Origin of the sequence: Chromobacterium aquaticum (genome assembly GCF_021129195.1) — a bacterium.
Classification (GTDB): domain Bacteria; phylum Pseudomonadota; class Gammaproteobacteria; order Burkholderiales; family Chromobacteriaceae; genus Chromobacterium; species Chromobacterium aquaticum.
The window spans coordinates 1-25,506 of the sequence record NZ_JAJOHW010000030.1 but is presented as its reverse complement, the minus strand read 5'-3'; the positions used below and the strand labels follow the sequence as shown (position 1 = coordinate 25,506).

Genomic DNA, 25,506 nt, shown 5'->3' with positions numbered 1-25,506 from the left:
GGATAGAAACAGTGGCGCAGCTACAAGCCCAACTTAAGCAGCTATTGAGCCTGGACGATGACAGCTTTACCGCTACTGGAACGCAGACGGTTTGTTTTGTTGACATGCCCGCAAAGAAATTATTGGAGCACTTCAAGGACTGGCAAGGTCAGGCAGGGTGGGAGAAATTAGGCAGGGATTGGGTCTGCTCTAATCAAGAGCGTAATGTAAGCTTTTATGTCAGAGCGATTGCGCCTTCTGCCGCATTGCTTATTTCCACTGTTAAGACACTACATAACAAATATCTAACGCGATTTGGTGGTGGCGTAGTGGATGAAAATATAAATGAGCAGCAACTAAGGTATCTGAACGCCTATGGCCGTATTCTCAATCAGGCGGATTACATTGATGGCGTAAGCCCGGAAGGCGAGGTGCTGGCTAAGCTAGGGTTGATTTGCACCGTGTACTTCCGCCATGGCGGGCAGCGGGACATGGGGTACAAGGTATTAGGTTGCTTCGACCGCTTTGTCGAGCAATTTGGCCCACATCTAAAGGGGCAGTTTCATGACTTTAGTAGAAGAGGGTTCACCTCGCTGCGTAAAGACAGCATAACGAAAGCCAAGGAAAAACTATCCGGATTAGTGGATGAAGGGACCCTGTTTTTTTGGGTTCTGCAAAGCGAAAGAAATGGCGAGCTGCCTGCTGAGTACGCCATCCAGGCGATGACCTGCAATATCGACCATGATTCCGAGTGGCTGTCCTATTTGAAGATCACATTGCCATGGCAGTTGCTGGAAGAGGTGGATGGCGAGTGGCAGTTCAAGGATTGGGTGCGTTATCTGTGCGAAACCTTGGATGTGGACCAAGGCTATGCTGGCTTGGCCTGCAATCTTCCCTATGACTACCATCAATTCCAGCCATACGAGTTCCAGATGGCACAGCGTTATAGCGGCTTGATGGTGGACTCTGCACCTTACCTGGACAAGGCGGCTTTAGAAGATGGCATCAAAGGCGTCAACTGGCTGACGTTGCTGGGGCCTCGCTATATCGAGAAGCTGGGCGGCATGGCCGCGCTCAAGCAGCAGCTGCAGTTGCCCGATGTCAGCGTGCAGGAAACCGATAACGGCAGATTGATGATTCAGGCTGGTGTGTTGCCGGATGTCGGTGCGCAGGAAGATGGCCATCCTCCTGCCTATGTGACGGTGAATCGGGTGCTCAAGTCGGTGAGGGTGCCTCATCCGGATCAGCTGCATACCGGCATGGACGATGCGGAAGGCTTCACCAAGGCCAATACCTTGGCGTGGTATGCGCGGTTTGATGAGGTGGAAAAGGCATGAGCCAGCGCGGTGGCCCGATTTGCCGCTAGCCCCTTGCCGCAAGGCCTAAATACTAGCGCCGCAGCCTCCCCGCTGCGGCGTTGTTACGTCTACATCACTTCCGATATCTGCACGAAGCCGGCCTGCAGTTCCTGGCGGATGGGTTCCAGCAAGGCCACGATCTGTTCGCAGTTGACTTGCTGGTCCTCCTGGCAGTTCAGCAGCAGCGTCATCATGGCGTGCAGGCTCTGGTTGGCGGTGTGGACATGCACAATGCCGCGGCTTAGGGCTTCATCGGCTTGCAGGTAGTACTGTTCCAGGATGGTGACCATGGCGTTGGCTTCGTCCTGGCCGGTGGTGGTGAGGTAGAGCTGTCTGATCTGCTCGCGCAGTTGCAGCAGCGGCGGCTGGAGTTGGACGGTGGCGGCGCTCATGGCTGGTCCTCCATGGCCGTGAACATCGCTGCGGGGTGGGTCGGACGGGGGTGCTGCCGGTAGAAACTCAATATATTCATTATGGCCTCCACTAACATCGCTTTAGGGATGCCTGCGCGGCACGCACGGAAGGCGTGGGCAGGCACATGACAAAGTGGGAGGACCGGACATCCAACGGCAGCCCCGGAGGGCTCAGTGCCATGCGCCCGCCCGGATGGTGGCAGACGCAACAGCACATAACGAATCGCGGCCAAGCGATTTGCTACGGGATATCAAACGGGCCTCCCAGCCCATGGCTGCGTTATTTGGCGCAGCGCACGGACGAGAGTAAGGGGGGAAGGCGGGGGCGTCAAGGTTGGGAGGCCTGTCCGTTGGGGAAATGAATGCCGCCATGTTCACGCTTATTGCACGGGGAATCGTCCCGATTTTGCCATGTTGTATTTTCCCACCATTCATTTCCGGCAGGCGCTTGCTCATTTAGCGATGCCTGGGATGATAAATGGAATGGAGATGATGGCGCTGGGCTGGTGAAAGGCGTTTGCATGATATTGGTATTTTGGCGGGCCGGGGTGGAGGGGGGAAAGTGGCGCGTATTGCAGCGCTATTATGCAATAAGACCCGCTCACAAGCCCGCTGATTCTACGTGTGCTGTTGGCGTGTCATGGCTCAGCGTCGTCGCCGGTGTTGTGCGTGGTTCTAACGGGTCTTTACCGTGTTTCCATTTTTTATTTTGCATGTCTTTGGTATTTTTGTGATGCATTGAAAAAACATCATCCTATTAATGGATAAGATTTTCTAATAATTTGGGCGCTTGCTCATATTCGTTTGGGTGAGCGGAAATCTGGGAGGGACAGGCGAGATTGACTCTTGGGTAAAGGTGAAGGCAGAGTGCTTATTGCCTGCCTTTTGCAGGCCAATTTCTTTCCAGCCATTTTATTGGAGAGCATTCATGCCATTAAACAAGCCGGCTAAACCGCCAGCCGTTAAGGTGTTGATTGGCGGAAAAGTGGTTCTGGTGTCCAAATTCGCCGTCACTCCAGTTCAATCCTCGGCCACATGCCTGATTATTGCCCAGTAATCCCACGGTAAATCGAGTGAGCCCTTTAGATAAGGGCTCACATTTTATCTGGCCTCATTTTAATTGGGGGGGAATGGTGGAAAATAAAAACGCAATATCGCCTGCGCCGCCAGCTTATGGCATGCCTGTTGGTGTCAGGTTTTCAGATATGATCGGGCTTATTCCGCGTTGGGCCTGGCTTGGCGGCAAGTGGCCGTATTTCATGCAAATGGCGCTGGCCGTATTCGTGGGCAGCATCTGGACCTTAAAGGCGTTGGCGAATACCAGCAAGGTGAGTTCGACATTGTCCGCCATTTCACATGTGCTAAGTGTTTCGTATTTGCGGAGTTGGCACATTTACTGGCACACCCAGATCAATCACGCCAGAAACACCCTGATTTTTTCCACGCTGTGCCGGCTGCCTGGAGAGCGCTTATTGCGCTGGGGGCGCAGGCATACGCAAGTGGATATCCGGCCGCCCAAGGAGGTGGCGCCGGAAAAGCCCGTTATTTATTTGGTGGTTTCATTCGCGCTGCACTACTTCGGCATGTTGCAGCCAGTGCGGCAGCAATATGCCAATGTCAGGAAAATAGCGGTGGTGCAGCCGCGTTGCGCCTTGGAGCCGCTGCAGAAGATTGGTTTTTATCAATCCTTGTCCCGCATGACCGGGCAGCGCATAGAGGGCATTGCCGCTGACCAGCCATTGGTGGCCAGGCAGATTGCCAGGGCGGTGCGCCAGGGCTTTTCCGTGGCGATGAGGGTGGACAGCATGCCCACGGAAACCGTGCGCATGGTGGGGTCGCGGCTTTGCGGCAAGGCGGCGATGTTTCCATTGAGCATTCTGGAAATAGCCAAGCGGCTGGAGGTGGACCTGGTCGTGCTCAGCGTGGTGAGGGAGGAGGATGTGTTTCGCACCGCCAGCCATTTGCGCCTTGCCGTGCCGGCGCAGGCCTCGGGCGAGGCGCTGACCGAGATGGCCTGCCGCATCGACGGCGTGATTGGCGCGCTGATTGCCCGTTATCCCGAGCAATACACCGCCTGGCATGCGGTGGCGGAGCGCTGGCGCTTGGCGCGGGAGATTGAGCAGGCGCTGGCCGATGGAGGTGAATATGGCGCTGCGTGAAGATGTGGCGGCCATTCTGGCGCGGGCAACGGATTTGCCGCTGGAAACCATTCTTGGCGCTCCGGATGTGGATACCCTGGGGCTGGATTCCTTGTCGCTTTACGATGTGCTGTTTGAATTGGAGAAGGCGTTTCTGCTTGAGATTTCCGATGAGGAGGCCGGCCAGTTGCACACTCTGCTGGATTTTGAGGCGCTATTGCAGCGCAAGCTCGCGGAGGCGGCGGCGGTGGAACGCTCGACATGAGCCCGCCGCTGTCACTTAGCCGCGAGCACGTTGGCCTGCTTGGCCTGATTGCCGCGCTGGCCTGGGCGCAGTTGAGCAGCGGAGCGGGGTTATGGGGGCCGGTGCTGCTGGCGGCCTGGAGTGGATGGCGGGTATGGCGGCAGGCGCAGCCCTTGGCGCGCATGGTGCTGGTGCTGGTGTCGGCATGGCTGCTCAACCGCATGCTGTTGTTGGAGTGGCAGGTCTGGCCGCTGATCATGTTGTTGCCCATTTCGCTCACGTTGCTTGTGTTTTGGCGCTGGGACCGGCCGCGTGTGCTGGAGGTGATGCGCATGGGGCGCCTGCGGGCGCCCCGTGCCGCGCTGGGGGTGCTGGTGGGCTTGATCAGCAGCGGTGTTTTGCTGTTGTGGATGCGTTGGTTCGCGCCGGATTTGCGCGTGCAGGCCGGGCTGATGCCGGCTTGGCCGGTGATGGCCCTGCTGGCGGTGATTCTGGGGTTTGCGTTGCTGAACAGCTGGCTGGAGGAGGTGATTTATCGCGGCATGGTGCAGGGTGGTTTGGCCGAGGCCGCCTTGCCCTTGTCCATCGTCTTGCTGGTGCAGGCGCTGGCCTTTGCCGCCGCGCACTATGCCGGAGGGGTGCCGAATGGCTGGCTGGGCGTCGGCCTGACCTTGTTGTACGGCTTGGCCTTGGGCGGGCTGAGGGTGTGGAGCGGAGGCCTGGCCGCCGCGTTCACGGCGCATGTGACCACGGATGTGTGCATTGGGACCGTGCTGGCGTTTCCGGCGATCCGGATGGAGATCATGTCGTGATATGGCCGCGTCGACCGTCTTGTATCTATGTTTTTTCCATTGCCGGGCCGATTACCGAGGCCAGCGCGCTGGAGTTCGCCCTGCGGCTGCGGGAATTGCCGACACGCAAGCCGGCGGCCTGCGCGGTATTGCTGCGTGTTTCTTCCAATGGCGGCGGCGCCGGCAGCGCGGAAGCCATTATTGAAGCGGTGAATCTGTGCCGCGAGGAGTTGGGTCTGCCCATTGTGGCCCTGGTGATGGAGACGGCCTTGTCGGCGGGGCTGTTGCCCGCGTTGGCGGCGGACCGGCTGGTGGTCACGCCCAGCGCCACCTTGGGCGGAGCGGGGGCGATTGTGCGTTTGCTGTCTCCGTCGGCGTTGTTGTCCAAGCTAGGCGTGGGCTACACCGCTTATGCCAGCAATGCCTTGAAGGACATGTTCAGTCATTGTGCCGATCTGGCCCCGGAGGCGGAGCAGGCCTTGCATGAGCTGGTGCGGGAAAACGGGCGGCAGTTCATGGCGGCCATCCTGGCATGCCGGCCGGCCTTGGGTGCCGAGGGGCGGGAGCGCTTGGCGGCCGGGCAGGTGTTGAATGGGGCGGAGGCCGTCGCCTTGGGGCTGGCGGATGTGGTGGGCGGTTTTTACGCGGCGGTGGCCGAGTGCGGGCGTTTGGCCGGCCATGGCGCGCCCTTGCTGCGTTTTGTGGAGCCCGCTTCCGCCGTGCCGTGGCCTTTTCTGGATGGCTTGTTGCGGCTGGGCAAACGGTGGCTAAGTCCCTGAGGCCTGGTTCTGGTCTAGCCGCGTGTCTGCTGGCCGCCATCGGCCTGAGCTTGCTGCCCGCCGTCCAGGCCCAGCATGTCTATGAGTTGGACTATCGGCGCATCGCCGATGGCGTCAATCTGAAATACCTGTTCAAGGTCAGCCCGCAAACGTATCCGGACTTGGCGTTTCGCCTGCGCTTGTCTCCGTTGGAGCGCGCTTTGTCCTTGGAGGGCGGCACGCTGGAGATTCTGGCGGCGGCCGCGCCCATCAGCCTGCGGCTGGACCGTTTTGGCTCAGTGGCGGTGCCGATCAGCGCGGCGCTGTACCGGGAGAACCCGCCGGTGCGGATCACGGTGCCGGCCAAGGTGGGCTTGCAGCTTGGGGTGGAGGTTCGCCTCAAGCGGCACGGTGTTGACGGGGTGGCGGTGGCGCAGTTGGAGCAGGGGCGGCGGCAGTATCAGGCGGCGCTGCGGGAGGCGGGCTGGTGGGTGGCGCGGCTGGCGCCGAGCTTGCAGCGGGTGGTGATCCGCATGCCGGCCGGGCCGGCTGCCCGCTGTCAGTTGGAGCCGGTTTCCGCCCAGGAGGTGGGCTGTGTCAGCAATGCGCAGGGGGTGTGCCGGCTGCGGCTGGCGGATCTGGCCGCGTCGCAGGCGGGCCGAGTGATGTGTCAGCGGGAGGTGGAGGGGGTGTTGCTGGAGGCGGAGTAAGCATTTGTTCAAAATCTGCCGCGCTTCGGCGATACGGCGGAGGCGTTACAGCGGAAAGCCGCCCATTGTGGGCGGCTTTCCGCTTTGCAGCGCCGCGGCGGCGCTATGCGGGGTTTAGGCCGCGCTCATGGCGGCGCCGGCCGGGGCCGTCACGGCGCCCAGGTCCTGGACGATGTCGTCCAGCAGGCGGTCCAGCCGCTGGCTGTCGTGGTGATGGGGCGTGGTGATCAGGTGGGCGGTGCCGCCGGATCGGGCCAGGCCGTGTTTGTCGCATACCGGTTCGGACGGGCTGGGGAAGACCACGGTGATGGAGTTCTTGCAGCGCCAGGCCTGGATGCCGGCGGCCTGGAGGCGGTCTATCGCGTATTGGGCCATGTCCAGGCAGTGGCGCACTTTGCGGCGCCATTCCGCCAGCGGCCGGCTCTTGATGGCGGCCCACAACATCATGGGGGTGTGGCCGTTGCGGGAGCCGCTGATGGTCTGGTCCTTGGCGGAGATGTAGTCGATTTCCACGGAGATGCGCGACACATTGCTGCGCTTGGCCAGCACGATGCCGCACGGCATCGGCGAACCTATCATCTTGTGGCCGGACACGCTGATGGAGTCAATGCCGTCGGCGAAGGAGTAGGGCTGCGGGCTGTCGACGAAGGGCAGGATCATGCCGCTGAGCGCGGCGTCGGCGTGCAGGTAGTAGTCCTGCCGCGGAATGCCGGCCTCAGCCAGCTTGTGCTGGATGACGCCGATGTCGTCGATGGCGCCTTTCATGGTGGTGCCGACATTGACGAAGACGATGGGGTGGCGTTCCTGATCTTGCTGGATTTTGGCCACCAGGTCGTCGTAGTCGATTTCGCCGCTGGGCAGGGAATCCACCGCGCGGGATTTGATGCGCAGCAGCTTGATGATCTTGGCCACGGAGTAGTGGCTGTCCTTGGAGTAGTACAGCGTGGCGTCGGGGAAGAGTTCGCGGGCGAGGTAGCAGCCGAACATATTGCCTTCGGTGCCGCCGTTGGTGACGTAGCCCCAGCTTTCATCAAAGGGGATGTGGAATAGTTCGGCGAAGAAGTGCATGACTTCGCGTTCGAAGTCGAAGGAATTCAGCAGATAGTTGCTGCTTTCGTTCCAGTCGCCGCAGTTGTTGATGGAGAAGCGCAGGAAGCGGTGCAAGGGGGCGTAGTCGAAGTCGGCTGACTCTGGATAAGCGAGATTGAAATATTGGTGCTGCAAGCAGTACTGCCAAAAAGATTCGATACGGTTTTGGTCAAGTGGGGACAGCGACATGGGTGGTGGCTCCGTGGTTTCTCAGTGGGTTGGAGTGGGTATTGCCGGGTGTTTTTCCTTGTTGGTCGGGCGTGGCTGGGCGCCCGGTTGTTGTCTGTTTTTGCGGATGGTGGTTTTCATCGCCGGGGCTGCACGGCGGGCGTGAAGGGCCCAGCGCGCATCGGATGCGCGGTGCCTGGCAGACAAGTTCAAAAGCTGGCCAAAAAGGTGAACAGCCTTTCGCCGCGCTTGCCGTGCTTCAGGCGGCGGATTGCCGCGCGTCCAGCAGCGCTTCCCAGTCCGCCAGCGTGGGGGAGCGGCTCAGTTCTTCCGTGCGCACCGGGATGCCGCGGGCGTTGAGTTCCGCGGCCAGCGTCATCAGGCGCAGGGAATCCAGGCCGTAATACATCAGGTTTTCCGTGGGGTTCAGCACCCCGTCTTCCGCCAGCAGTTGCCGCAGCCGGCCATGCAGCCATTGGCGCGGGCTGGCCGCTTCCGTTTGCATTGTTTGGGCGTGTTTTTCATTCGTCATGTTGATTTCACCTGAATCATTGCATAGTGCTAATTATGTAAATTATAATCATTCGCATTTAGAGATGCCATATGGAGATGGAAGAAATGCAAGAAATCCATTTGTCAATTTTCATGGGTGCGCAATGAGAGAGCTGACTTCAATGCAGGCGGCCTGCTGGATGGGCCGGGGCGATCATTCCGATCTGGGCGGCGTCTCTGCGCATTTGTATGCGGAGTTCGACGGCCAGGCCATCGAGCTGCCGCGCTTGGTGGCCGCGCTGGGGCGGCTGGGCCGCGAGCACGCCATGTTGCGCGCCTGCGTGACGGCGGATGGGATGCAGGCGCTGGCGGCGGCGGACAAGGCGCCTCATCTGGAGGTGGAGGATTTCACCGCCCTGGGGGGCGAGGCGCTGGCGCAGCGCCTGGAAGCCAAGCGCCAGCAGTGGACTCATCAACGGCTTGACCTGGCAACCGGTCAAGCCGTTCGTTTTTCCACCAGCCTGTTTGGCGCGGGCGATAGCCGGCTGCATGTGGACGCGGACATGATCGCCGTCGATCCGTCCAGCTTCCGTGTGCTGATGGAGGATTTGGCGCTGTTTTACGAATCCCCGGACGCGGAGCTGCCGCCCACGCCGTCCTTCTTTGAGTGGTGCGACCGGGCGCGGGACGAGCCCTGGCTCAAGGCGGCCCGGGAGCGGGACCGCGATTGGTGGCGCGCGCAATTGCCCAAGATTGCGCCGGCGCCGTCCTTGCCGCGCCGGCAGGGTCCGGCGGGCGCGGCGTCCAGCCAGCGCTTGTGCGCCTGGCTGGCGCCGGAGCAGCGCCAGGCTTTGCGGCGGCTGGCCAAGGCGCAGCGGCTGACGCTGTCCGGCCTGATGCTGGGCGTGTTCGCCCAGGCTTTGGGCGCGGCCACCGGGGACAGGCGCTTCCGGCTGAATGTGCCGGTGTTCTGGCGGCCGCCGCTGTTGGAGGGCGCGGAGCGCATCATCGGGGAGTTCGCCAATCTGGTGTTGCTGGATGTGGATTTGGACGCGGCGCCGACTTTGGGCGCGCTGTGCCGAAACCTGGCCGCGCAGTTGCTGGAGCGCGCCGGCCATTGCGCTTATCCGGGCGTGAACCTGATGCGGGATCTGTCCCGCCATCACCGCTCGCCGCAGATCGCGCCGGTGGTGTTCACCGCGGCGCTGGACATGCCGGGCGGCGAGTTGTTCTCGGAACGGGTACGGCGCGCCTTCGGCGCGATGAACTGGGTGATTTCGCAGGGGCCGCAGGTGGCCTTGGACGCGCAGATCGTCAGCGCGGACGGCGGGGTGTTGATCAATTGGGACATCCGCCTGGACGCCTTGCCGCAAGACTGGATCACGCAGCTATTCAACGATTTCGTGGCGCTGGCCACCGCCGTGGCGGCGGACCCGGCCGCGCTGGAGCGCCCGCTGGCGCAGCCGGAGGCGGAAACGCCGCTGTCGGTGTTGCAGCAGGCTTACCTGTTGGGCCGCACCGCGCAGTTGCCGCTGGGCGGGGTGGCGATGCAGGAGTTCCGCGAATACCACGGGATCATGGACCCGGCGCTGCTGCGCGCCCGGCTGGGCGAGATGGTGCGGCGTCATGATTGCCTGCGCACGGTGATCGACGTCACGCGCTTGCGGCAGCGGGTCCGCGCGCAGCCGCGGGTGAATCTGCGGGAGGTGGATTTGCGCGCCTTGTCGTCGTCGGCGGCCCAGGAGCGGGTGGCGGCGGCGCGCGAGGATTACGCCCACGCGCTGTTTGATCTGGAGCACGCGCCGTGGGAGCTGACGCTGTTCCTGCTGCCGGACGAGAGCTTGACGGTGTTCGTGCGCTTTGACGCCTTGATCGTTGACGGCCGTTCCATCGCCGCGCTGATGCTGGAGCTGTTCCAGGGCGTGGCGGAGCCGAGCAGACCGGCCGCCGCCGCGGCGGCCGAGGCGTCCGCTGAAGCCCGCAAGGCGGATGCGCTGTATTGGAAAAACAAGCTGGCCGATTGCGGCGGCGCGCCGCGGCTGCCTTGGCGCAAGCCCTTGGATCAATTGGGCGTGGCGCGCTATGAACGGCAAAGCCTGACGGTGAGCGCGGAGCGTTTCGAGCGGCTGACCAAGCTGGGCAACGGCCAACGCTTTTTCAAGAACACCACTGTGATGGCGTTGGTGTTGGAGGTGTTGTCGCACTGGCTGGACGAGGGCGGCTTGTGCGTGGCGGTGCCGGTGGCGCCGTTGCCGTCCGGCGGTTTCTCCAACCGTTCCAGTTTCATCGCGGTGACGTGGCCGGCGGGGCTGGACAGCCTGGCGGAGCGCGGCCGCCGCTTGCAGGCGGATGTGATGGAGGGTTTGCAGCACCTGGCCTTCTCCGGTGTGGACCTGGCGCGGATGCTGTTTGAGAGCCATGGCCCGGGCCCGGCGCTGCCGGTGGTGGTGACCAATGGCTTGTCGTGGCCAACAGCGGCGGAGGGCGCCATGCGCCAGATCGGCGGGCTGACCCAGACGCCGCAGGTGGCGATGGATCTGCGTTTTTCCGCGCGGGCGGACGGCGCGCTGGTGTTTGACATCGACTACGCCCGCGACGCGCTGGAACCGGCGCTGGTGGGCGCGGTGCTGAGCGCGCTGGAGCGGGCCATCGAGCAGGTGGTGGACAGCGGCGTGTTCGAGGCGCCGGCCGGGCGGGTGCTGGATTACAGCCATTACCGGCTGAACAGCATGGAAGCCGAGGCGCGCAGCGAGGATTTCCTCGGCCGCATCGCCGCCCATATCTTTGACCCGGACAACGCCAAGGCGGCGCTGATCAGCGGCCAGCGGCGGATAGGCTACGGCGAGCTGGGCGCGGCGGTGTCCCGGGCGATGGCGGCGCTGAAGGCGCGCGGCGTCAGCGTCGGCCAGGTGGTGGCGGTATGCCTGCCGCGTAGCCCGGAACACACCATCGTCATCCTGGCGTGCGCCTTCAGCGGCGTGATCTGGGTGCCGATAGACGCGGCGTCCCCGGAGGAGCGGCTGCGTTATTTGCTGGACAACTGCCGGCCCAACCTGGTGGTGGCGGCCCAGCCCTTGCCGACCGAGCATGCGCGGGCCACGCCGGAGCAACTGCTGGCCGAGGCCGCGCCGCTGGCCGCGCGCGGCGGCTGGCAGGCGCTGTCGCTGAGCGAGACGCCGGCGTATTACCTGTACACCTCGGGCACCACCGGCAAACCCAAGTGCGTGGTGTTGTGCAACCGGGCCACGGCCAATGTCATCGGCGCCACGCTGGAGCATTGGCAGGTGAGCCAGTGCGACGTGTGCATATCGGTGACGCCGCTGCACCACGATATGTCGGTGTTCGACGTGCTGGGCAGCCTGAGCGCCGGCGCCACCCTGGTGTTGCCGGAGGCGGGCGAGGAGAAGGACGCGGTGCGCTGGAACCAATTGGTGGATGAGCACGGCGTCACGCTGTGGTGCACGGTGCCGGCGATGCTGGAGATGTTGCTGTCTTGCCGGCAGGACGGCGGGCTGCACAGCCTGCGGCTGGTGGCCCAGGGCGGGGATTACATCAAGCCGTCCATCATCGCGGATTTGCGCGCTGCTCTGCCGGCGGCGCGGCTGCTGTCCTTGGGCGGGCCGACGGAAACCACGATCTGGAGCATCTGGCACGACATCGTCGCTGAGGACAGCGCCAAGGTGCCCTATGGCCGGCCGCTGCCCGGCAACCGCTATTGGCTGCTGAACGAGCGCGGCGAGCATTGCCCGGCCGGCGTGGCCGGACGCATTCACACCGCCGGCGTCAATCTGGCGCTGGGCTATCTGGAAAACGGCGAGCTGACCCAGCACGACTTCGTCACCGTGCGTGACGAGGCCGGCCAGCAGGCGCGCGCCTTCCGCAGCAGCGACTGCGGCCGTTACCGGCCGGCCGGGGTGATGATGTTCGATAGCCGGGTCAATGGCTACGTCAAGGTGCGCGGGGTGCGGGTGTCGCTGCCGGACATCGAGATGGAGCTGATCAAGCATCCGGCGCTGGCCCATGTGCTGGTGGTGGATGTGGGCGATGAGCGGCAGGGGGAGCTGAGCATAGGCGCGCTCTACGTGGCCAAGCCCGGCGTGGAGGCGAGCGCGGCGGATCTGCGCGAGCACGCGCGCCGCGTTCTGCCGCAATCCCATGTGCCCACGCGTTTCTTACAGGTGGCGCAACTGCCCTTGTCGCAAAACGGCAAGCCGGACCGCCGCGGCGCGCGGGCCTTGTTGCAGGCGCCGGCCCATGCCCCGGCTCAGGAGCGCGTGGCGGCGCCCGCCGTTGTCGAGGCGCCGGCCGTGGCGACGCGGCACCGGCGTCCGGTGCTGGACATTTATCTGGGCGTGCTGGGGCGCTCCTATCAGGAGCTGGCCGATGAGTTGCTGGACTTCAGCAGCATGGGCTTGCTGCCTCAGCATCTGAAAGCCATTGCGGCGCGCCTGCGGGAAACCTTCGCCGTCGAGCTGTCGCCCGGGCAGCTGCTGCGTTGCCGCAATGTGGTGGATGTGGAGCGTTTGCTGGTGGCTGGTCAGCCTTAAGGGCTTGTTCACGATTTTTTAAGGGCAGGCAATGCCAAGGCATTGAATCCGCTGCGCGGATGATGGTTTGCATTGCCGGGGCTGCCCGGCGGGCAGGAAGGGGAATTTGCTCGGCCAAATTCCCTATCACTGAGCGAATCGGAGATTCGCACGTAGACACCCCAAAGGCCGCCCTGCAAGCCTGGCCTGCGGCTTCCCGCCGGATCCCGTCAGGCCCGAGGCGCGGCTGAACTCTCTACGTGCGAATCTCTGATTCGCTCAGTGATGGCGCGCTAACGTCGCGCTGCTCGAACAGGCAGCCGCTTAAAACGAGCGAAGCGAAGTTTCTGCGTAGCTAAAACCTCGGGCCTGCCACCCGACGGCAGGCTTGAAGGGAGTTGGGGCGCGTCGGGCACGTGGTTTTCTTCGCGCCGAGCAAGCTGAGTCCCGCTGGACTTGGTAGTGCAAAAGATCGTGGACAAGTTCTAAACACTTTTACCCCGGGGCGGCCATCCCGCCCTGGGGACAATCGATAGAACCTTTGATAGAACCTTGGGAGTTTTTCGCATATGGAAATGGCGAACGTAGATGTTGCCGGCGTCGGCATCGGGCCGTTCAATCTGGGCTTGGCGGCCTTGTTGTCGCGTCACTCGGACATCAAAGGGGTGTTTCTGGAGCGCAAGCCGGCGTTTCGCTGGCATGAGGGTTTGCTGTTGCCGGGCACCACGCTGCAAGTGCCGTTCCTGGCGGATCTGGTCACGCTGGCGGACCCCACGCATCCGCTCAGCTATCTGAACTATCTGCATCAGCATGACCGCCTTTACCAGTTCTACTACTACGACAACACCCTGGTGCCGCGCATCGAATACGACGATTACTGCCGCTGGGCCGCGCAGCAGCTGCCGGCCTGCCGTTTTGGCGAGGAGGTGCGGGACGTGGCTTACGACGCGGGCGCGGGGCGTTTCGTGGTGGACAGCGAGTCGGCGTCGGGCGGGATGCGCCGCTACGCCGGCCGCGATCTGGTGGTGGGCGTCGGCACTTCGCCGTGGCTGCCGGCGTGGGCGCGCGCCAGCCGCCATCCGCGGGTGATCCATTCCGCCCAGTTCATCCCCAATCAGCAGGCGCTGTCGCAATGCCGGCGCGTCACCGTGATCGGCTCCGGCCAGAGCGCGGCGGAGTGCGTGTTGGCGCTGTTCCGCGAGCTGAGCCCGGAGCAGGTGGCGGCCGGGGCGTCCATCCAGTGGATCACGCGCGCGCCGGGCTTCCACCCGATGGAGTTTTCCAAGCTGGGACAGGAGTGCTTCACCCCTGCTTATATGCAGTACTTCCACAGCATCCCGCGCGAGAAGCGCCGCGAGGTGGTGGCCGGCCAGGGCCTGCTGTACAAGGGCATCAGCTTCTCCACCATCGGCGATATCTTCGATCTGCTCTACGAGCGCTCGATAGGCGGCCGCGATCCGGGCCTGAAGCTGTATTCCAATTGCGATGTGGAGGCGCTGGAGGAACTGGGCGCGGACGGCGCGCTGCGCATGACTTGCCATCACCGGCAGCTGGGCCAGCGTTGCCAGCTGGAGACCGACGCTATCGTGGCGGCCACCGGCTACGCCCACGCCTGGCCGCAGTGGTTCGAGCGGCTGAAGGAGACGGTGCTGGCGGTGGACGCGCAGGGCGATTGCATCGTGGAGGAGGATTTCACCGCGCGCCGCCGCGATCAGGGGCCGGGCCGGGTGTTTGTGCAGAACGCGGAGATTTTCCAGCACGGGGTGGGTTCGCCGGACCTGGGCATAGGCCCGATCCGCAACGCGGCCATCATCAATCAGTTGTTGGGTCAGCCGCGTTATCGCCTGCCGCAGCGTTCGGCGTTCCAGCATTATGGGCTGCCGCAGAACTGACCATATAAGGCTGTTCTAGGCTGCTCATGACATTGACGCCCCCGCTCTCGTTTGAGGGCGGGGGCGTCAAGGTTTTGCGCGCCGTATCACCGACGCGCAGCGGGCATGGAATAGGCCTTAGCCCAGCAGCTCTTCCAGCCTCTGCTCGCTGGCGTCGCCCGCGCTCAACAGCGCGAACAAGCGGTGCAGCGTGGCGCAGATGGCCTCGAGCTGGGCGGCGGAGTAGCGTTCCGCGCGGTAGGTGATGACCAGACGCAGCGAGCCGTCGTGCGCGTCTTCCATGATCTCGAACTGTAGGCCGAACATGGATTCGCTCTTGTCCGGGTCGATCTGGCGGTAGCGGATCTCGCCGCCGTCCGGGGCCGGCAGCGCGCCGTTGAGCGCGTTGTTGGCGTGGACCTGGACGTAGACGTCGAACAGCAGGCCGTCCGCCGGCGTCATGCCCAGCGCGTTTTGCACCAGTTCCAGCGGAATGTCGGCGTAGGCCATGGAGTCGTTGATGGTCAGGGTCACGTCCTTGAGCAGGCTGCCCAGCGATTGCCGGCGGTCGAAACGCACCCGGTGCGCCACCATGGTGGTGAAGTAGCCGACGGTGTCGAAATACGCCGCGTCGGTGCGGCCGGAAGACGAGGTGCCGATCACGATTTCCGGCAGATCGCCCAGCTTATGCAGCGCCAGCGCGATGGCGGTGTAGACCACGCTGAACAGCGAGGAGTCATGACGCTTGGCGAAGGCGGTGATCGCTTCCTGCGTGCCCGGCTCGGGCTTGAACTCCAGCCATTTGGCCTTGAAGCCGGCGGCCTGGGCGGGCGCGGCGGCCGGCGCGGCCGGGTCCGGCAGTTGTAGGCCCGGCGTAGCGCCGCGCAGCATGGTGGTCCAGTAGTCCATGTGGCGCGGGTTGACGCCGTGGCGCTGCTGCTCCAGCGCGAAGGCGTGGAAGGAGGGCGCCGGGGCGGCCCATTGCGGCGCCTGGCCGGCGGCGCGGGCGCGATAGGCCAGCGCCAGCTCGTCCATCATCACATTCAGCGACCATTCGTCGATCGCCATGTGATGCACCAGGAAGGACAAGGTCTGGCGGCCGGTGGCCGGATGGCGCAGGAAGCGTATCCGCAGCGGCAGTTCGCGGCCCAGGTCGAAGCGATGGGCGGCTTCGTCCGCCAGCGTCAGCCCCTCGCTCTCCGCGCTGCTCCAGAACCATTTGTAGCCGCCGGTTTCCGCCAGCGGCACGCTGCGCTGCAGCGCGGCGCCGTCTTGTTCATGGAAGGTGGTGCGCAGGCTGGCGTGGCGTTCCAGCAAGTCGCTGAAGGCCAGGCGGAACAGGTTTTCGTCCACCGGGTCGAGGAAGTCCAGCGCGAAGGGCAGGTTGAAGATGGTGCCGAAGTCGTAGGCGGCGTAGGCGCGCCACAGCGAGGCTTGCGCGAGCGCCAGCGGCGCTTGCCGCACTTCGGCGGACGGCGCGGCCTGGCGGCCTTGTTCGCTGACGGTGGCGCGCGCGGCCAGCGCGGCGGCGGTGGGCGCTTCGAAGAAGTCGTTGAAGCGGATCTGGATGCCGTGCTTGCTTTGCAGCGTGCCGATGATGCGGGTGGCCAGCAGCGAATGGCCGCCGAAATCGAAGAAGTTGTCGTCCGGCTTCATGCCGGGCTCGGCCAGCACCGCGCGCAGTTCGGCCAGGATGGTGGCGGCGACGGCGTCCTGGCCGTCGGCCGCGGGCTGGGCCGCCGCCGGCGGGTGGTAGCCGGTTTCGCCGGCCTGCAAGGGCAGCGGCGTCAGCGTCAGCGGGCGGCGCGCGGTGTCCAGTTGCTGATAGCCCTGGGCCAGCGCGTCCGCCAAAGCGTTGAACGGCTGGGCCGGTTCCAGAATGGGGTGCAGGCTCAGCGCCAGCACGGCGCTGTGTTCGGTGTGGACGATCAGGGCCTGGAACGGCGGCTGCGTCGCCGCGTCCCACGGCGCCGCGCGCAGCGCGAGCAGGCGCTCGGCCAGTTCGGCTTCCTTGATACGAGGGAAGGCGATGCAAGGGTGCCAGCCGGCCACATGGGATTTGCACAGATCGCCGTCGTCGCTGAACTCGTAACGGGCATTCAGCTCCGGCCGGGCCTGGATCAGCTGTTGCAGCGCCAGGGTCAGCAGCGCGAGATCGGTCTGTTCGTCCAGCCGCCAGGCGCCGACATGGCGGCTCAGGCGTTCCGGGTGTTGCTGCTGCAATAGCCAGCATTGTTCTTCGTGAAGGCTCAGGGACAGGCGCTGCGACGGGATGTCGGGGTGGGGGTGCGACAAGAGTGGTCTCCTTCTGAAATTCAACAGCCAATCATCTTTATGGGCGGCGACGGGAGGCATTTGACGGTCGCCAGTCAACAGGACGCGTCGTCGGGGGATGACGGCCCTGGGAATGGGTGCGGCGGGTTCTTGCGATGAGATGTCTACGGCATGGGAGGCGCGGGATTCCGGCCGTGTCTGTCACGGCCCCATCGGGCTGAGGGGGCGCTTATACGTCATGCCTGGCGTTCGTAAACTGGCTTTTCGGCATAATTAATGCAAAGGACATTGTGTGTTTGCTTTAGGTATGACGTATTGACAATGTCGGTGATAATAATAAAAATGATTATCATTTGCAAATACAAGTGAAAAGGAGAGGGGCGTGGACAATGGCCCGATCACTTTTCAGTCGCAATTGCAGAGCTTGTACCTGGATCACCACAGCTGGCTGTGCGGCTTGCTGCAGCGCAAGTTGGGCAATCCGAACGATGCGACGGATCTGGCTCACGACATTTACCTGCACCTCATCCAGAAAGGGCGGATTCCGCCGGCGGAAGAATCGCGTTGTCATTTGGCGCAAATCGCCAAGGGCAAGGTGATCGATCTGCTGCGCCGCCGCCGGCTGGAGGCCCGCTATCTGGAAAGCCAGGCCTTGCAGCCGGAGCCGCGCGCGCAGTCGGAAGAGGCGCGCGCGCTGCTGAAGGAGGAGATCAAGGGGGTGGACCTGGCGCTGATGGGCAAGTCGTTCAAGGTGTGCCAGGCCCTGCTCTTGTCCCGGCTCAACGGCATGAGCTACGGCGATATCGCCGCGGAGCTGCAGGTGTCGGTGTCGTCGGTGGAGAAATACGTCGCGCTCGGCCTGCAGGCTTGCCGCCGCAGCGTGGAGGCCGGCCTGGGGCAGGGTGGCTGCAAGCCGCATTCATTAATTCGTGTCGTAGAGGAGTTGTCATGAGTGTTGAGGAAGAGGTTTTGGGAGAGGCCGCCGCCGGGCCTATCGCCCGTGTGCTGGCGCCGATACGCGGCCGGCTGATCGCCGCCGGTCTGCTGGCGGGCCTGGGCGCCATGCTGAGCTTGGCGCCGCTAGCCGGCGTCGCCCATATCGCGCAGCTGGCGCTGGGCCAGGGCGCGGCCGCCTTGAGCGGCGATGTCTTGTGGCGGGTGGTGGGCCTGAGCCTGCTTTGCCTGTTCGCCGGCATGACGCTGATCCTGGCCGGCGACGTGGTGGCCCACCTGGCGGACAACCGCATCACCGGCCTGCTGCGCCTGGCGATTACCCGCCGGCTGGCCAAGGTGCCGCTGGGCTGGTTCACCAGCCGCGCCTCGGGCGAGGTCAAGCAGGCGATGCACGACGATATCGGCACCCTGCACAGCCTGACCGCCCATTTCTACACCACGCTGGGACGCAGCGTGGGCGCGGTGCTGGCGTCCATCGTCTATCTGTTCGCGATGGACTGGCGCATGGCCATTGCCTCGCTGCTGCCGTTTCCGCTGTTCTTCCTGTTCTTCGCGCGGGCGCACCAGGCCAGCGCGGCCAATATGGAGAGCTTTGGCGCGGGCATGGCGCGCATCAATAACGCGGTGGTGGAGTTCGTCAACGGCATTCCGGTGGTCAAGGCCTTTGGCGCGCAGCACAAGGCGCACGGCAGCTACCGCGCGGCGATAGACGCCTTCGCCAGCGCCTTCACCGATTTCACCCGGCCGCTGGTCAGTTCCATGGCCAACGCCAACGCCATCATCGCGCCGGTGTCGGTGCTGGGCGTGGTGCTGGCTTTCGGCGCGCTGATGGTGGGCCTGGGCTGGATCGCTCCGGTGGAGGTGCTGCCCTTCGCCCTGGTGGCGCCGGGGCTGAGCTCGCCGCTGTTGATGCTGAGCTACATCACTCATGATTTGAACCACGCCACCGGCGCGGCCCAGCGCGTGCACGCGCTGTTGCAGACGCCGGTGCTGGAAACCGCCGCCGGCGCGGCGCGGCCGGCCGACGCCGAAATCCGCGTGGAAGGGCTGAGCTACGGCTATGCCGAGCAGGAGCCGGTGCTGTCCGGCATCGATTTCACGCTGGCCCCGGGCACGGTGACGGCCATCGTCGGCCCCTCCGGCGCCGGCAAGTCCACGCTGGCGCGGCTGCTGCTGCGCTTCTTCGACCCCAGCGCCGGGCGCATCACCCTGGGCGGCGTGGATCTGCGGCAGCTGGACAGCGCGGAGCTGTATCGGCGCATCGGCTTCGTGCTGCAGGACGTGAGGCTGATCCACGCCAGCGTGCGCGACAACATCGCGCTGGGCCGGCCTTCCGCCAGCCAGGCGGAAATCGAGGCCGCCGCGCGCATGGCCAATATCCATGAGCGCATTCTCGAGCTGCCGCGCGGCTACGAGGCGGTGATAGGCGAGGACGTGCAGTTCTCCGGCGGCGAGGCCCAGCGGCTGAGCATCGCCCGCGCGGTATTGCTGGACCCGCCGGTGCTGGTGCTGGACGAGGCGACGGCGGCGGCCGACGCGGAAAACGAGGTCAAGCTGCAGCAGGCGCTGTCCGCCTTCGCCCGCGGCCGCACCCTGGTGGTGATCGCGCACCGGCTGGACACGGTGATGCAGGCGGACCAGATCCTGGTGGTGGACCAGGGCCGGCTGATCGAGCGCGGCCGCCACCATGAGTTGCTGGAACAGGGCGGCTGCTATGCGCGGCTGTGGGCGCAGGGTCATTACGGCAAGGCCGGGGAAGCAGAACAGGAAGGATGGGTGCCGCAATGTTGAAGACTTTTATTCGGCTGCTGGGGGAGGACGCGGTCAAATTGCGCCGCTACGCGTGGCTGGCCTTGATCTACAGCCTGCTGTGCGGCGTGACCATCGTGATGCTGGCGCCGGTACTCAGCCATCTGCTGGCCGGCGAGGCGCGCGCGGCCGGCATGTGGCTGGCGGCGCAGGCGCTGGGCGTGGCGCTGTGCTGGGGCTTGCGGCGCAAGGTGGAGAAAGCCGGCATCGCGGTGGGCATCGCCGTGCTGCAAGGCGGACGCCACCGTTTGGCCGAGCATGTCGGCGGCCTGCCGGTGGGCTGGTTCAGCGCTGGCAATACCGCCCGGCTCAACCACATCGCCACCCAGGGCATGATGGAAATGGCCCAGTTGCCGGCTCATGTGTTCACCCCGTTGTTTGTCGGCGTGGTGACGCCGGTGGTGGTGCTGGGCGCGCTGTTCGCCGTCAATCCGCTGATGGGCTGGGTGGGGCTGGCCAGCCTGCCTTGCCTGCTGCTGGTGTTTGGGCTGACCGCGCGGCTGAGCCAGCGCGCGGACCAGGCCTATCAGCAGCACGCCGGCCAGAGCAGCCAGCGCATGGTGGAGTTCGCGCAGGCGCAATCGGTGCTGCGCGCCTTCAACGGCGAAAGCGGCGGCATGCGTTTTCTGGAGCAGGCCATCGCCCAGCAGCAGCGCTCCGGCCGGCGCTTGATCCGGCTGTCGGCCTTGTCCTCGGTGCTCAATGTCTGGGCGGTGCAGGCCAGCTTCGCCGCGCTGCTGTTGGTGGCCGCGCTGTGGCTGAGCGACCATGCCGACCTGGGTCTGAGCCCGGCCACGGTGATTCCGGCGCTGGTGGCGCTGATGCTGATGAGCCGTTTCATCGACCCGCTGCTGGACGTGGCCGGCTATAGCGAGGTGCTGCGCGGCGCGCGCGGCCAGCTGCAGGCGGTGGCCAAGCTGTTCGAGGTGGAACCCATGGCCGAGCCGGTCCGTTCCGGCGAACCGGCGGACGCCTCGGTGGAGTTGCACCGGGTGGGCTTCCGCTACGGGCCGGAACAGGTGCAAGTGCTGAGCGAGCTCAGCCTGCGCATAGCGCCGGGCAGCATGACCGCGCTGGTGGGCGCGTCCGGTTCCGGCAAAACCACGGTGTTGCGCCTGATCGCCCGCTTCTTCGACGTGGACCAGGGCGAGGTGAAAGTGGGCGGCGTGGATGTCCGCGATCTGTCCAGCGAACGGCTGGCCGGCCAGATCAGCCAGATCTTCCAGGACGCTTATCTGTTCCAGGGCAGCATCGGCGACAACATTCGCATCGGCAAGCCGGACGCCAGCGACGCCGAAGTGCTGGCGGCGGCCAAGCTGGCCGGCGTGGAGGAAATCATCGAGCGCCTGCCGCAGGGCCTGGACACCCCGGTGGGCGAGGGCGGCGCGCGCTTGTCCGGCGGCGAACGCCAGCGCATCTCCATTGCGCGGGCGCTGATCAAGGACGCGCCCATCCTGCTGGTGGACGAGGCCACGGCGGCGCTGGATACCGAGAACCAGGCCGCCATCGCCGAGGCGCTGGCGCGGCTGCGCGGCAAGCGCACCCTGATCGTCATCGCCCACCAGCTGTCCACGGTGGAGATGGCGGACCAGATCGTGGTGCTGGAGGACGGCAAGGTGCGCGAGCAAGGCAGCCATGCCGAGCTGAGCGCGCGCGCCGGCCTCTACGCCCACTTCCTGGAGCAGCGCAGAAGCGCCAAGGGCTGGCGCATTACCGCGGCGCCGGCGGCAGAGGCCGTGTGTTGAAACGACTCGCCTTGCCGCTGCTGCTGTTGGCCTGCAGCGGCCTGTCCCTGATGGTGGGGGCCAAGCAGATGGCCTGGACCGGGCCGCTGGCCCTGTCCGACGACAGCTGGCTGACCCTCACCGCCAGCCGGCTGCCGCGCTTGGCGGCGTTGCTGCTGGTGGGGGTGGGGCTGTCGGTGTGCGGGGTGATCCTGCAGCAGATCGTGCGTAACCGTTTTGTGGAGCCGGCCACCTCCGGCGGGCTGGACGCGGCCAAGCTGGGCATTCTGGTGGGGCTGAGCCTGGCGCCGGAGGCCGGCAATCTGGGGCGGATGTTGTTCGCGCTGGCTTTCTGTTTCGCCTCCAGTCTGGTCTTCATCGCCATCATCCGCCGCATCCAGTTCAAGAACACCGTGCTGGTGCCGGTGATAGGGCTGATGTACGGCAGCGTGCTCAGCGCGGTGGCCGAGTTCTACGCCTACCGCCACAACATCCTGCAAAGCATGCAGGGCTGGTTGCTGGGCGATTTTTCCAAGATCGTCGAAGGCAATTACGAGATCGTCTACCTGATCCTGCCCATCGTCGCGCTGGCGTATTGCTACGCCCACCGCTTCACCGTGCTGGGGATGGGCGAGGAGATGGCGGCCAGCCTGGGCCTGAGCTATGCGGCCACCGCGGCGCTGGGCCTGGTGCTGGTGGCGGTGACGGTGGCCGCCACCGTCATCACCGTGGGCGCGATTCCCTTTGTCGGCCTGGTCATTCCCAATCTGGTGGCGCTGCGCTGGGGCGAGAACCTGCAGCGCACGCTGCCCATCGTCGCCGCCTGCGGCGCCTTGTTGATGTTGGTTTGCGACATCATAGGCCGCCTGCTGATCTACCCGTTTGAAGTGCCCATCGGCCTGACCGCGGGCAGCGTGGGCGGCGTCCTGTTCCTGATGATGATTCTATGGAAGCACAAATGAGGGACGCCCTGATCCGCCGCGGCGTCTGGGCGCTGTCGGCGGCGCTGGCGCTGCTGTTCCTGCTGCTGGGCTCCGGCCTGGATTTCGATTACGTGATTCCCAATCGGCTGATCCGCCTGGCGGCGATGGGGGTGGCCGGCGTCTGCATCGCCGTGTCCGCGCTGACCTTCCAGACGTTGACCGGCAACCGCATCCTGACCCCGGCCATCATGGGTTACGAGGCGATCTACCTATTGCTGCAGGCGCTGCTGGTATTGCTGCTGGGCGCACAAAGCCTGGCGCTGCTGGGCCGCCACGGCAACGCGCTGCTGTCCATCGCGGTGATGCTGGCCTATTCCTGGGCCTTGCACCGCGCGCTGTTCCGCAAGGAGCGCAACGATCTCTATCTGCTGCTGCTGAGCGGCCTGGTGCTGACCATGGTGCTGGGCACTTTCACCCAGTTCATCCAGCTCAAGACCAGCCCCGGCGAATTCGCCATCCTGCAGGGCTTCAGCTACGCCTCCTTCAACCGGGTTCAGCCCGGGGCGCTGCTGTTCGCCGCGCTGCTGACCGCGGCCGCGGCCTGGACGGTATGCCGGCGGCTGGCGGTGCTGGACGTGCTGCTGCTGGGGCGCGAGCAGGCCATTTCCCTGGGCGTGGATTACCCCGGCAATGTGCGCATGCAGCTGGCGCTGATCGCGGTGCTGGCGGCGGTGTCCACCAGCCTGGTGGGGCCCACCGCCTTCATGGGCGTCTTCGTCGCCAACATCACTTACGCGCTGGCGCGCACCTTCCGGCATCGGGTCACGCTGCCGCTGGCCTGCGCCGTCGCCATCGCCATCTTCATTGCTGCCCAACTCCTGGTGGAGCAGCTGTTCAATTACAAAACCACCGTCAGCATTCTGGTCAACCTGGTATGCGGCGCTTATTTCCTGGCGCTGATGGTGCGCAGCAGAGGACATGCATGATCACGCTTGAGCGCGTCTACAAAGCCTACGGCGACAAACAAGTGCTGCGCGACGTCAATCTCAGCTTTCCCTCCCGGCAAGTCACCTCGCTGATCGGCCCCAACGGCGCCGGCAAGAGCACGCTGCTGATGTCCATCGCCCGGCTGCTGAAGCCCAGCGCCGGCCGCATCCTGATGGACGGCGAGGAGATAGAGCGGATTCCGCTGCGCAGCTACGCCAAGCGCGTGGCCACCTTGCGCCAGCATCCCAATATCGGCCTGCGCCTGACGGTGGAGGAGCTGGTGGGTTTTGGCCGTTTCCCTTACAGCCAGGGCCTGCTGAGCCGGGACGACCGCCGCGCGGTGGACGAGGCGCTGGCCTTCCTGGGCCTGCAGCCGCTGCGCGCCCGCTATCTGGACGAGCTCAGCGGCGGCCAGCGGCAGATGGCTTTTCTGGCGATGAGCATCGCCCAGCAGTCCGACTACCTGCTGCTGGACGAGCCGCTCAACAACCTGGACATGAAGCACGCGGTGCACATCATGCAGGCGATACGCCGGCTGAGCGAGGAACAAGGCCGCACCGTGATCCTGGTGGTGCATGACATCAATTTCGCCGCCAATTACTCGGACCACATCGTCGCGATGAAGGCGGGCGCGGTGCATGGCTGCGGCCCGGTGGCCGAGGTGGTCACCCAGGCGCGGCTGCGCGATCTCTACGGCCTGGCGGTGGACATCCTGCCCAGCGAGCGCGGCTTCGTCTGCAATTACTTCAATCCCTCACCCTCTGGAGAAACCGTATGAGCATTCATAAGCAGCCGCGCGCGCGCGCGGCCCTGCTGGCGCTGGCCGTGGCCGGCGGCTTGCTGGGCTGCGACGCCCGGCAGGCTCAATCCACAGCCGCCGCGCCGGCGGCCCAGGCCGCCTACGCCCCGGTCACCGTCAAGCATGAGCTGGGCACCACCCAGATCAATAAGCGGCCGGAGCGGGTGGTGGCCTTTGACATGAGCGAGCTGGACGCGCTGGACCAACTGGGCGCGCCGGTGGCGGGCATCTCCAAGGACTATGTGGCTGGCTTCCTGAAGAAGTACGAGCAGGACGCCAAGGTGATGGACGTGGGCACCACCATCCAGCCCAATCTGGAACGGCTGCACGCGCTCAAGCCGGACCTGATCCTGATCTCGCCGCTGCAGGCGCAAAGCTATCCGGAGCTGAGCCGCATCGCGCCGACGCTGCATTACGACATCGACCTCAACAACCGCCCCGGCCATACCCTGGACACGGCCAAGGAGCATTTGCTGACCCTGGGCCGGATTTTGGGCAAGGAAGCGCTGGCGCGCGAGAAAGCCGGCGAGATCGACGCCAAGATCAAGCAGGTGCGCGAGGTGACCGCCGGCCGCCCGGAAAAGGCGCTGATCGTGCTGCACAATAACGGCGCTTTCACCTCCTACGGCGTGCGCTCGCGCTACGGCTACATCTTCGACACCCTGGGCGTGAAGCCGGCCAGCAATGAGACCAATAGCGGCCTGCACGGCCAGCCCATCTCCAATGAGTTCATCCAGCAGGCGGCCCCGGACATCTTGTACGTGATAGACCGCACCGCGGTGATGGAGCGGCGGCCGGCCCTGAACCTGAAAACGCTGGACAACCCGCTGCTGCGGCAGACCAAGGCCTGGCGCAAGGGCAAGGTGATCTTCGCCGATGCCGAAACCTGGTATCTGTGCACCGCCAGCCTGAGTTGCCTGAACCGGATTGGGGATGAGGTGATCAAGGGTTATCGTAGTTAAGACCCGCTAAGAACGTGTTTACGATCTCGCGAGCTAAGGCGAGACAAGGCGAAAACGGGCGAAAAAGCGGAATGTACAAATGGTACATGAGCATTTTGAGCTCGGTTTCAACGCCGTATTGCCGACGCGCAGCAGATCGTAAACAGGTTCTAACAAAACCCCTGATCCTGCGTTGCGCCTCCTTGTCGTACGACTTGTACTGTAGCTTCGCAGAAACTTCGTTTTCTGAGTCGGCGCGCCTTGGCTCAGCTACGCTGCGCGGGTGGCTTGACGATGTGCTATCAAAAATGATTTTCATTTCTATTTGAGGGTTTGGCACTTTGCTTCGGAATACATAGTGAAGTGAAACAATCTCCTCACGTAGAAAGGAATCTGGATGTTGAGTCAGAAACGGTCGGCCTTCCCCATATCAACTACACGCCGACTCGCGCCGCAATCCGCCTTCCCCCTGAATACGCTGCGCGCCGCCATCCATCTGGCCCTGATGGCGGGCTTTGGCGGCGCCGGCCTGAGTCTGGCGCCGGCGGCGCTGGCGGC

The 25,506-nt window shown here is 64.5% G+C and carries 19 protein-coding genes; 15 read left to right on the top strand and 4 right to left on the bottom strand.

What is annotated here, in order from left to right; all coding sequences use genetic code 11:
• Positions 1–11: 11 nt before the first annotated feature.
• Positions 12–1,316 carry a DUF3396 domain-containing protein gene (locus LQT98_RS24115; RefSeq protein WP_231461361.1) on the top strand — a complete coding sequence of 435 codons (1,305 nt, stop codon included), beginning with the start codon at positions 12–14 and terminating at the stop codon, positions 1,314–1,316.
• A gap of 89 nt (positions 1,317–1,405) precedes the next feature.
• Here LQT98_RS24115 and LQT98_RS05095 read toward each other — a convergent pair whose 3' ends face one another.
• Positions 1,406–1,729 (bottom strand): hypothetical protein, encoded by a 324-nt coding sequence (locus tag LQT98_RS05095; RefSeq protein WP_231461360.1) that lies wholly within the window; start codon positions 1,727–1,729, stop codon positions 1,406–1,408.
• Positions 1,730–2,880: 1,151 nt separating this feature from the next.
• Between LQT98_RS05095 and LQT98_RS05090 the strand changes: the two genes are divergently transcribed.
• Genes LQT98_RS05090 through LQT98_RS05070 form a run of 5 tightly spaced genes read left to right on the top strand, consistent with a single transcriptional unit; the run spans position 2,881 to position 6,391 of the window.
• Complete coding sequence (locus LQT98_RS05090) at positions 2,881–3,909, top strand: lysophospholipid acyltransferase family protein (RefSeq protein WP_231461359.1); 1,029 nt, start codon at positions 2,881–2,883, stop codon at positions 3,907–3,909.
• Positions 3,896–4,153 carry a phosphopantetheine-binding protein gene (locus tag LQT98_RS05085; protein ID WP_231461358.1) on the top strand — a complete coding sequence of 86 codons (258 nt, stop codon included), beginning with the start codon at positions 3,896–3,898 and terminating at the stop codon, positions 4,151–4,153. Before LQT98_RS05090 ends, LQT98_RS05085 begins: the two co-directional genes overlap by 14 nt.
• Positions 4,150–4,944 (top strand): CPBP family glutamic-type intramembrane protease, encoded by a 795-nt coding sequence (locus LQT98_RS05080; protein WP_231461357.1) that lies wholly within the window; start codon positions 4,150–4,152, stop codon positions 4,942–4,944. The genes LQT98_RS05085 and LQT98_RS05080 overlap by 4 nt, the downstream gene beginning before the upstream one ends.
• Entirely contained in the window at positions 4,941–5,702 is a 762-nt protein-coding gene (locus LQT98_RS05075; RefSeq protein WP_231461356.1) for a S49 family peptidase, read from the top strand. The genes LQT98_RS05080 and LQT98_RS05075 overlap by 4 nt, the downstream gene beginning before the upstream one ends.
• Complete coding sequence (locus tag LQT98_RS05070) at positions 5,687–6,391, top strand: hypothetical protein (RefSeq protein ID WP_231461355.1); 705 nt, start codon at positions 5,687–5,689, stop codon at positions 6,389–6,391. Before LQT98_RS05075 ends, LQT98_RS05070 begins: the two co-directional genes overlap by 16 nt.
• Positions 6,392–6,505: 114 nt before the next feature.
• Here the strand turns inward: LQT98_RS05070 and LQT98_RS05065 are convergent, their stop codons facing one another.
• Positions 6,506–7,669, bottom strand: coding sequence for a histidine decarboxylase (locus LQT98_RS05065; protein WP_231461354.1), 1,164 nt, complete (start codon positions 7,667–7,669; stop codon positions 6,506–6,508).
• A 238-nt stretch (positions 7,670–7,907) separates the two neighbouring features.
• The gene (locus LQT98_RS05060; protein WP_231461353.1) at positions 7,908–8,180 is read right to left on the bottom strand and encodes a phosphopantetheine-binding protein; all 273 of its coding nucleotides are present in this window, start codon (positions 8,178–8,180) and stop codon (positions 7,908–7,910) included.
• Positions 8,181–8,304: 124 nt separating this feature from the next.
• Between LQT98_RS05060 and LQT98_RS05055 the strand changes: the two genes are divergently transcribed.
• Positions 8,305–12,687: an amino acid adenylation domain-containing protein gene (locus tag LQT98_RS05055; protein WP_231461352.1), complete on the top strand. Its 4,383-nt coding sequence runs from the start codon at positions 8,305–8,307 to the stop codon at positions 12,685–12,687.
• A gap of 554 nt (positions 12,688–13,241) precedes the next feature.
• Positions 13,242–14,558: a putative histamine N-monooxygenase gene (basC, locus tag LQT98_RS05050; RefSeq protein WP_231461351.1), complete on the top strand. Its 1,317-nt coding sequence runs from the start codon at positions 13,242–13,244 to the stop codon at positions 14,556–14,558.
• A 117-nt stretch (positions 14,559–14,675) separates the two neighbouring features.
• On the opposite strand, the gene LQT98_RS05045 is transcribed toward basC, so the two are convergent.
• Positions 14,676–16,832 carry a condensation domain-containing protein gene (locus tag LQT98_RS05045; RefSeq protein ID WP_231461350.1) on the bottom strand — a complete coding sequence of 719 codons (2,157 nt, stop codon included), beginning with the start codon at positions 16,830–16,832 and terminating at the stop codon, positions 14,676–14,678.
• A gap of 361 nt (positions 16,833–17,193) precedes the next feature.
• Between LQT98_RS05045 and LQT98_RS05040 the strand changes: the two genes are divergently transcribed.
• Genes LQT98_RS05040 through LQT98_RS05010 form a run of 7 tightly spaced genes read left to right on the top strand, consistent with a single transcriptional unit; the run spans position 17,194 to position 24,969 of the window.
• Positions 17,194–17,763: a sigma factor-like helix-turn-helix DNA-binding protein gene (locus LQT98_RS05040; RefSeq protein ID WP_231461349.1), complete on the top strand. Its 570-nt coding sequence runs from the start codon at positions 17,194–17,196 to the stop codon at positions 17,761–17,763.
• Entirely contained in the window at positions 17,760–19,556 is a 1,797-nt protein-coding gene (locus LQT98_RS05035; RefSeq protein WP_231461348.1) for an ABC transporter ATP-binding protein, read from the top strand. Before LQT98_RS05040 ends, LQT98_RS05035 begins: the two co-directional genes overlap by 4 nt.
• The gene (locus LQT98_RS05030) at positions 19,550–21,319 is read left to right on the top strand and encodes an ABC transporter ATP-binding protein (protein ID WP_231461347.1); all 1,770 of its coding nucleotides are present in this window, start codon (positions 19,550–19,552) and stop codon (positions 21,317–21,319) included. The genes LQT98_RS05035 and LQT98_RS05030 overlap by 7 nt, the downstream gene beginning before the upstream one ends.
• On the top strand, positions 21,313–22,260 hold the full coding sequence (locus LQT98_RS05025) for an ABC transporter permease (protein ID WP_331282527.1): 948 nt from the start codon (positions 21,313–21,315) through the stop codon (positions 22,258–22,260). Before LQT98_RS05030 ends, LQT98_RS05025 begins: the two co-directional genes overlap by 7 nt.
• Positions 22,257–23,207, top strand: a complete 951-nt coding sequence (locus LQT98_RS05020; protein ID WP_231461346.1) for an iron chelate uptake ABC transporter family permease subunit — start codon at positions 22,257–22,259, stop codon at positions 23,205–23,207. Before LQT98_RS05025 ends, LQT98_RS05020 begins: the two co-directional genes overlap by 4 nt.
• Positions 23,204–23,986, top strand: coding sequence for an iron ABC transporter ATP-binding protein (locus LQT98_RS05015; RefSeq protein WP_048408120.1), 783 nt, complete (start codon positions 23,204–23,206; stop codon positions 23,984–23,986). The genes LQT98_RS05020 and LQT98_RS05015 overlap by 4 nt, the downstream gene beginning before the upstream one ends.
• Positions 23,983–24,969: a siderophore ABC transporter substrate-binding protein gene (locus tag LQT98_RS05010; protein WP_231461345.1), complete on the top strand. Its 987-nt coding sequence runs from the start codon at positions 23,983–23,985 to the stop codon at positions 24,967–24,969. Before LQT98_RS05015 ends, LQT98_RS05010 begins: the two co-directional genes overlap by 4 nt.
• Positions 24,970–25,506 lie beyond the last annotated feature (537 nt).

Bases quoted from the DNA above. Each gene is read 5' to 3' on its own strand.
- LQT98_RS05095 (WP_231461360.1), bottom strand. From the start codon at position 1,729: ATGAGCGCCGCCACCGTCCAACTCCAGCCGCCGCTGCTGCAACTGCGC.
- LQT98_RS05090 (WP_231461359.1), top strand. From the start codon at position 2,881: ATGGTGGAAAATAAAAACGCAATATCGCCTGCGCCGCCAGCTTATGGC.
- LQT98_RS05085 (WP_231461358.1), top strand. From the start codon at position 3,896: ATGGCGCTGCGTGAAGATGTGGCGGCCATTCTGGCGCGGGCAACGGAT.
- LQT98_RS05080 (WP_231461357.1), top strand. From the start codon at position 4,150: ATGAGCCCGCCGCTGTCACTTAGCCGCGAGCACGTTGGCCTGCTTGGC.
- LQT98_RS05065 (WP_231461354.1), bottom strand. From the start codon at position 7,669: ATGTCGCTGTCCCCACTTGACCAAAACCGTATCGAATCTTTTTGGCAG.
- LQT98_RS05060 (WP_231461353.1), bottom strand. From the start codon at position 8,180: ATGACGAATGAAAAACACGCCCAAACAATGCAAACGGAAGCGGCCAGC.
- LQT98_RS05055 (WP_231461352.1), top strand. From the start codon at position 8,305: ATGAGAGAGCTGACTTCAATGCAGGCGGCCTGCTGGATGGGCCGGGGC.
- basC (WP_231461351.1), top strand. From the start codon at position 13,242: ATGGCGAACGTAGATGTTGCCGGCGTCGGCATCGGGCCGTTCAATCTG.
- LQT98_RS05035 (WP_231461348.1), top strand. From the start codon at position 17,760: ATGAGTGTTGAGGAAGAGGTTTTGGGAGAGGCCGCCGCCGGGCCTATC.
- LQT98_RS05030 (WP_231461347.1), top strand. From the start codon at position 19,550: ATGTTGAAGACTTTTATTCGGCTGCTGGGGGAGGACGCGGTCAAATTG.
- LQT98_RS05020 (WP_231461346.1), top strand. From the start codon at position 22,257: ATGAGGGACGCCCTGATCCGCCGCGGCGTCTGGGCGCTGTCGGCGGCG.
- LQT98_RS05015 (WP_048408120.1), top strand. From the start codon at position 23,204: ATGATCACGCTTGAGCGCGTCTACAAAGCCTACGGCGACAAACAAGTG.
- LQT98_RS05010 (WP_231461345.1), top strand. From the start codon at position 23,983: ATGAGCATTCATAAGCAGCCGCGCGCGCGCGCGGCCCTGCTGGCGCTG.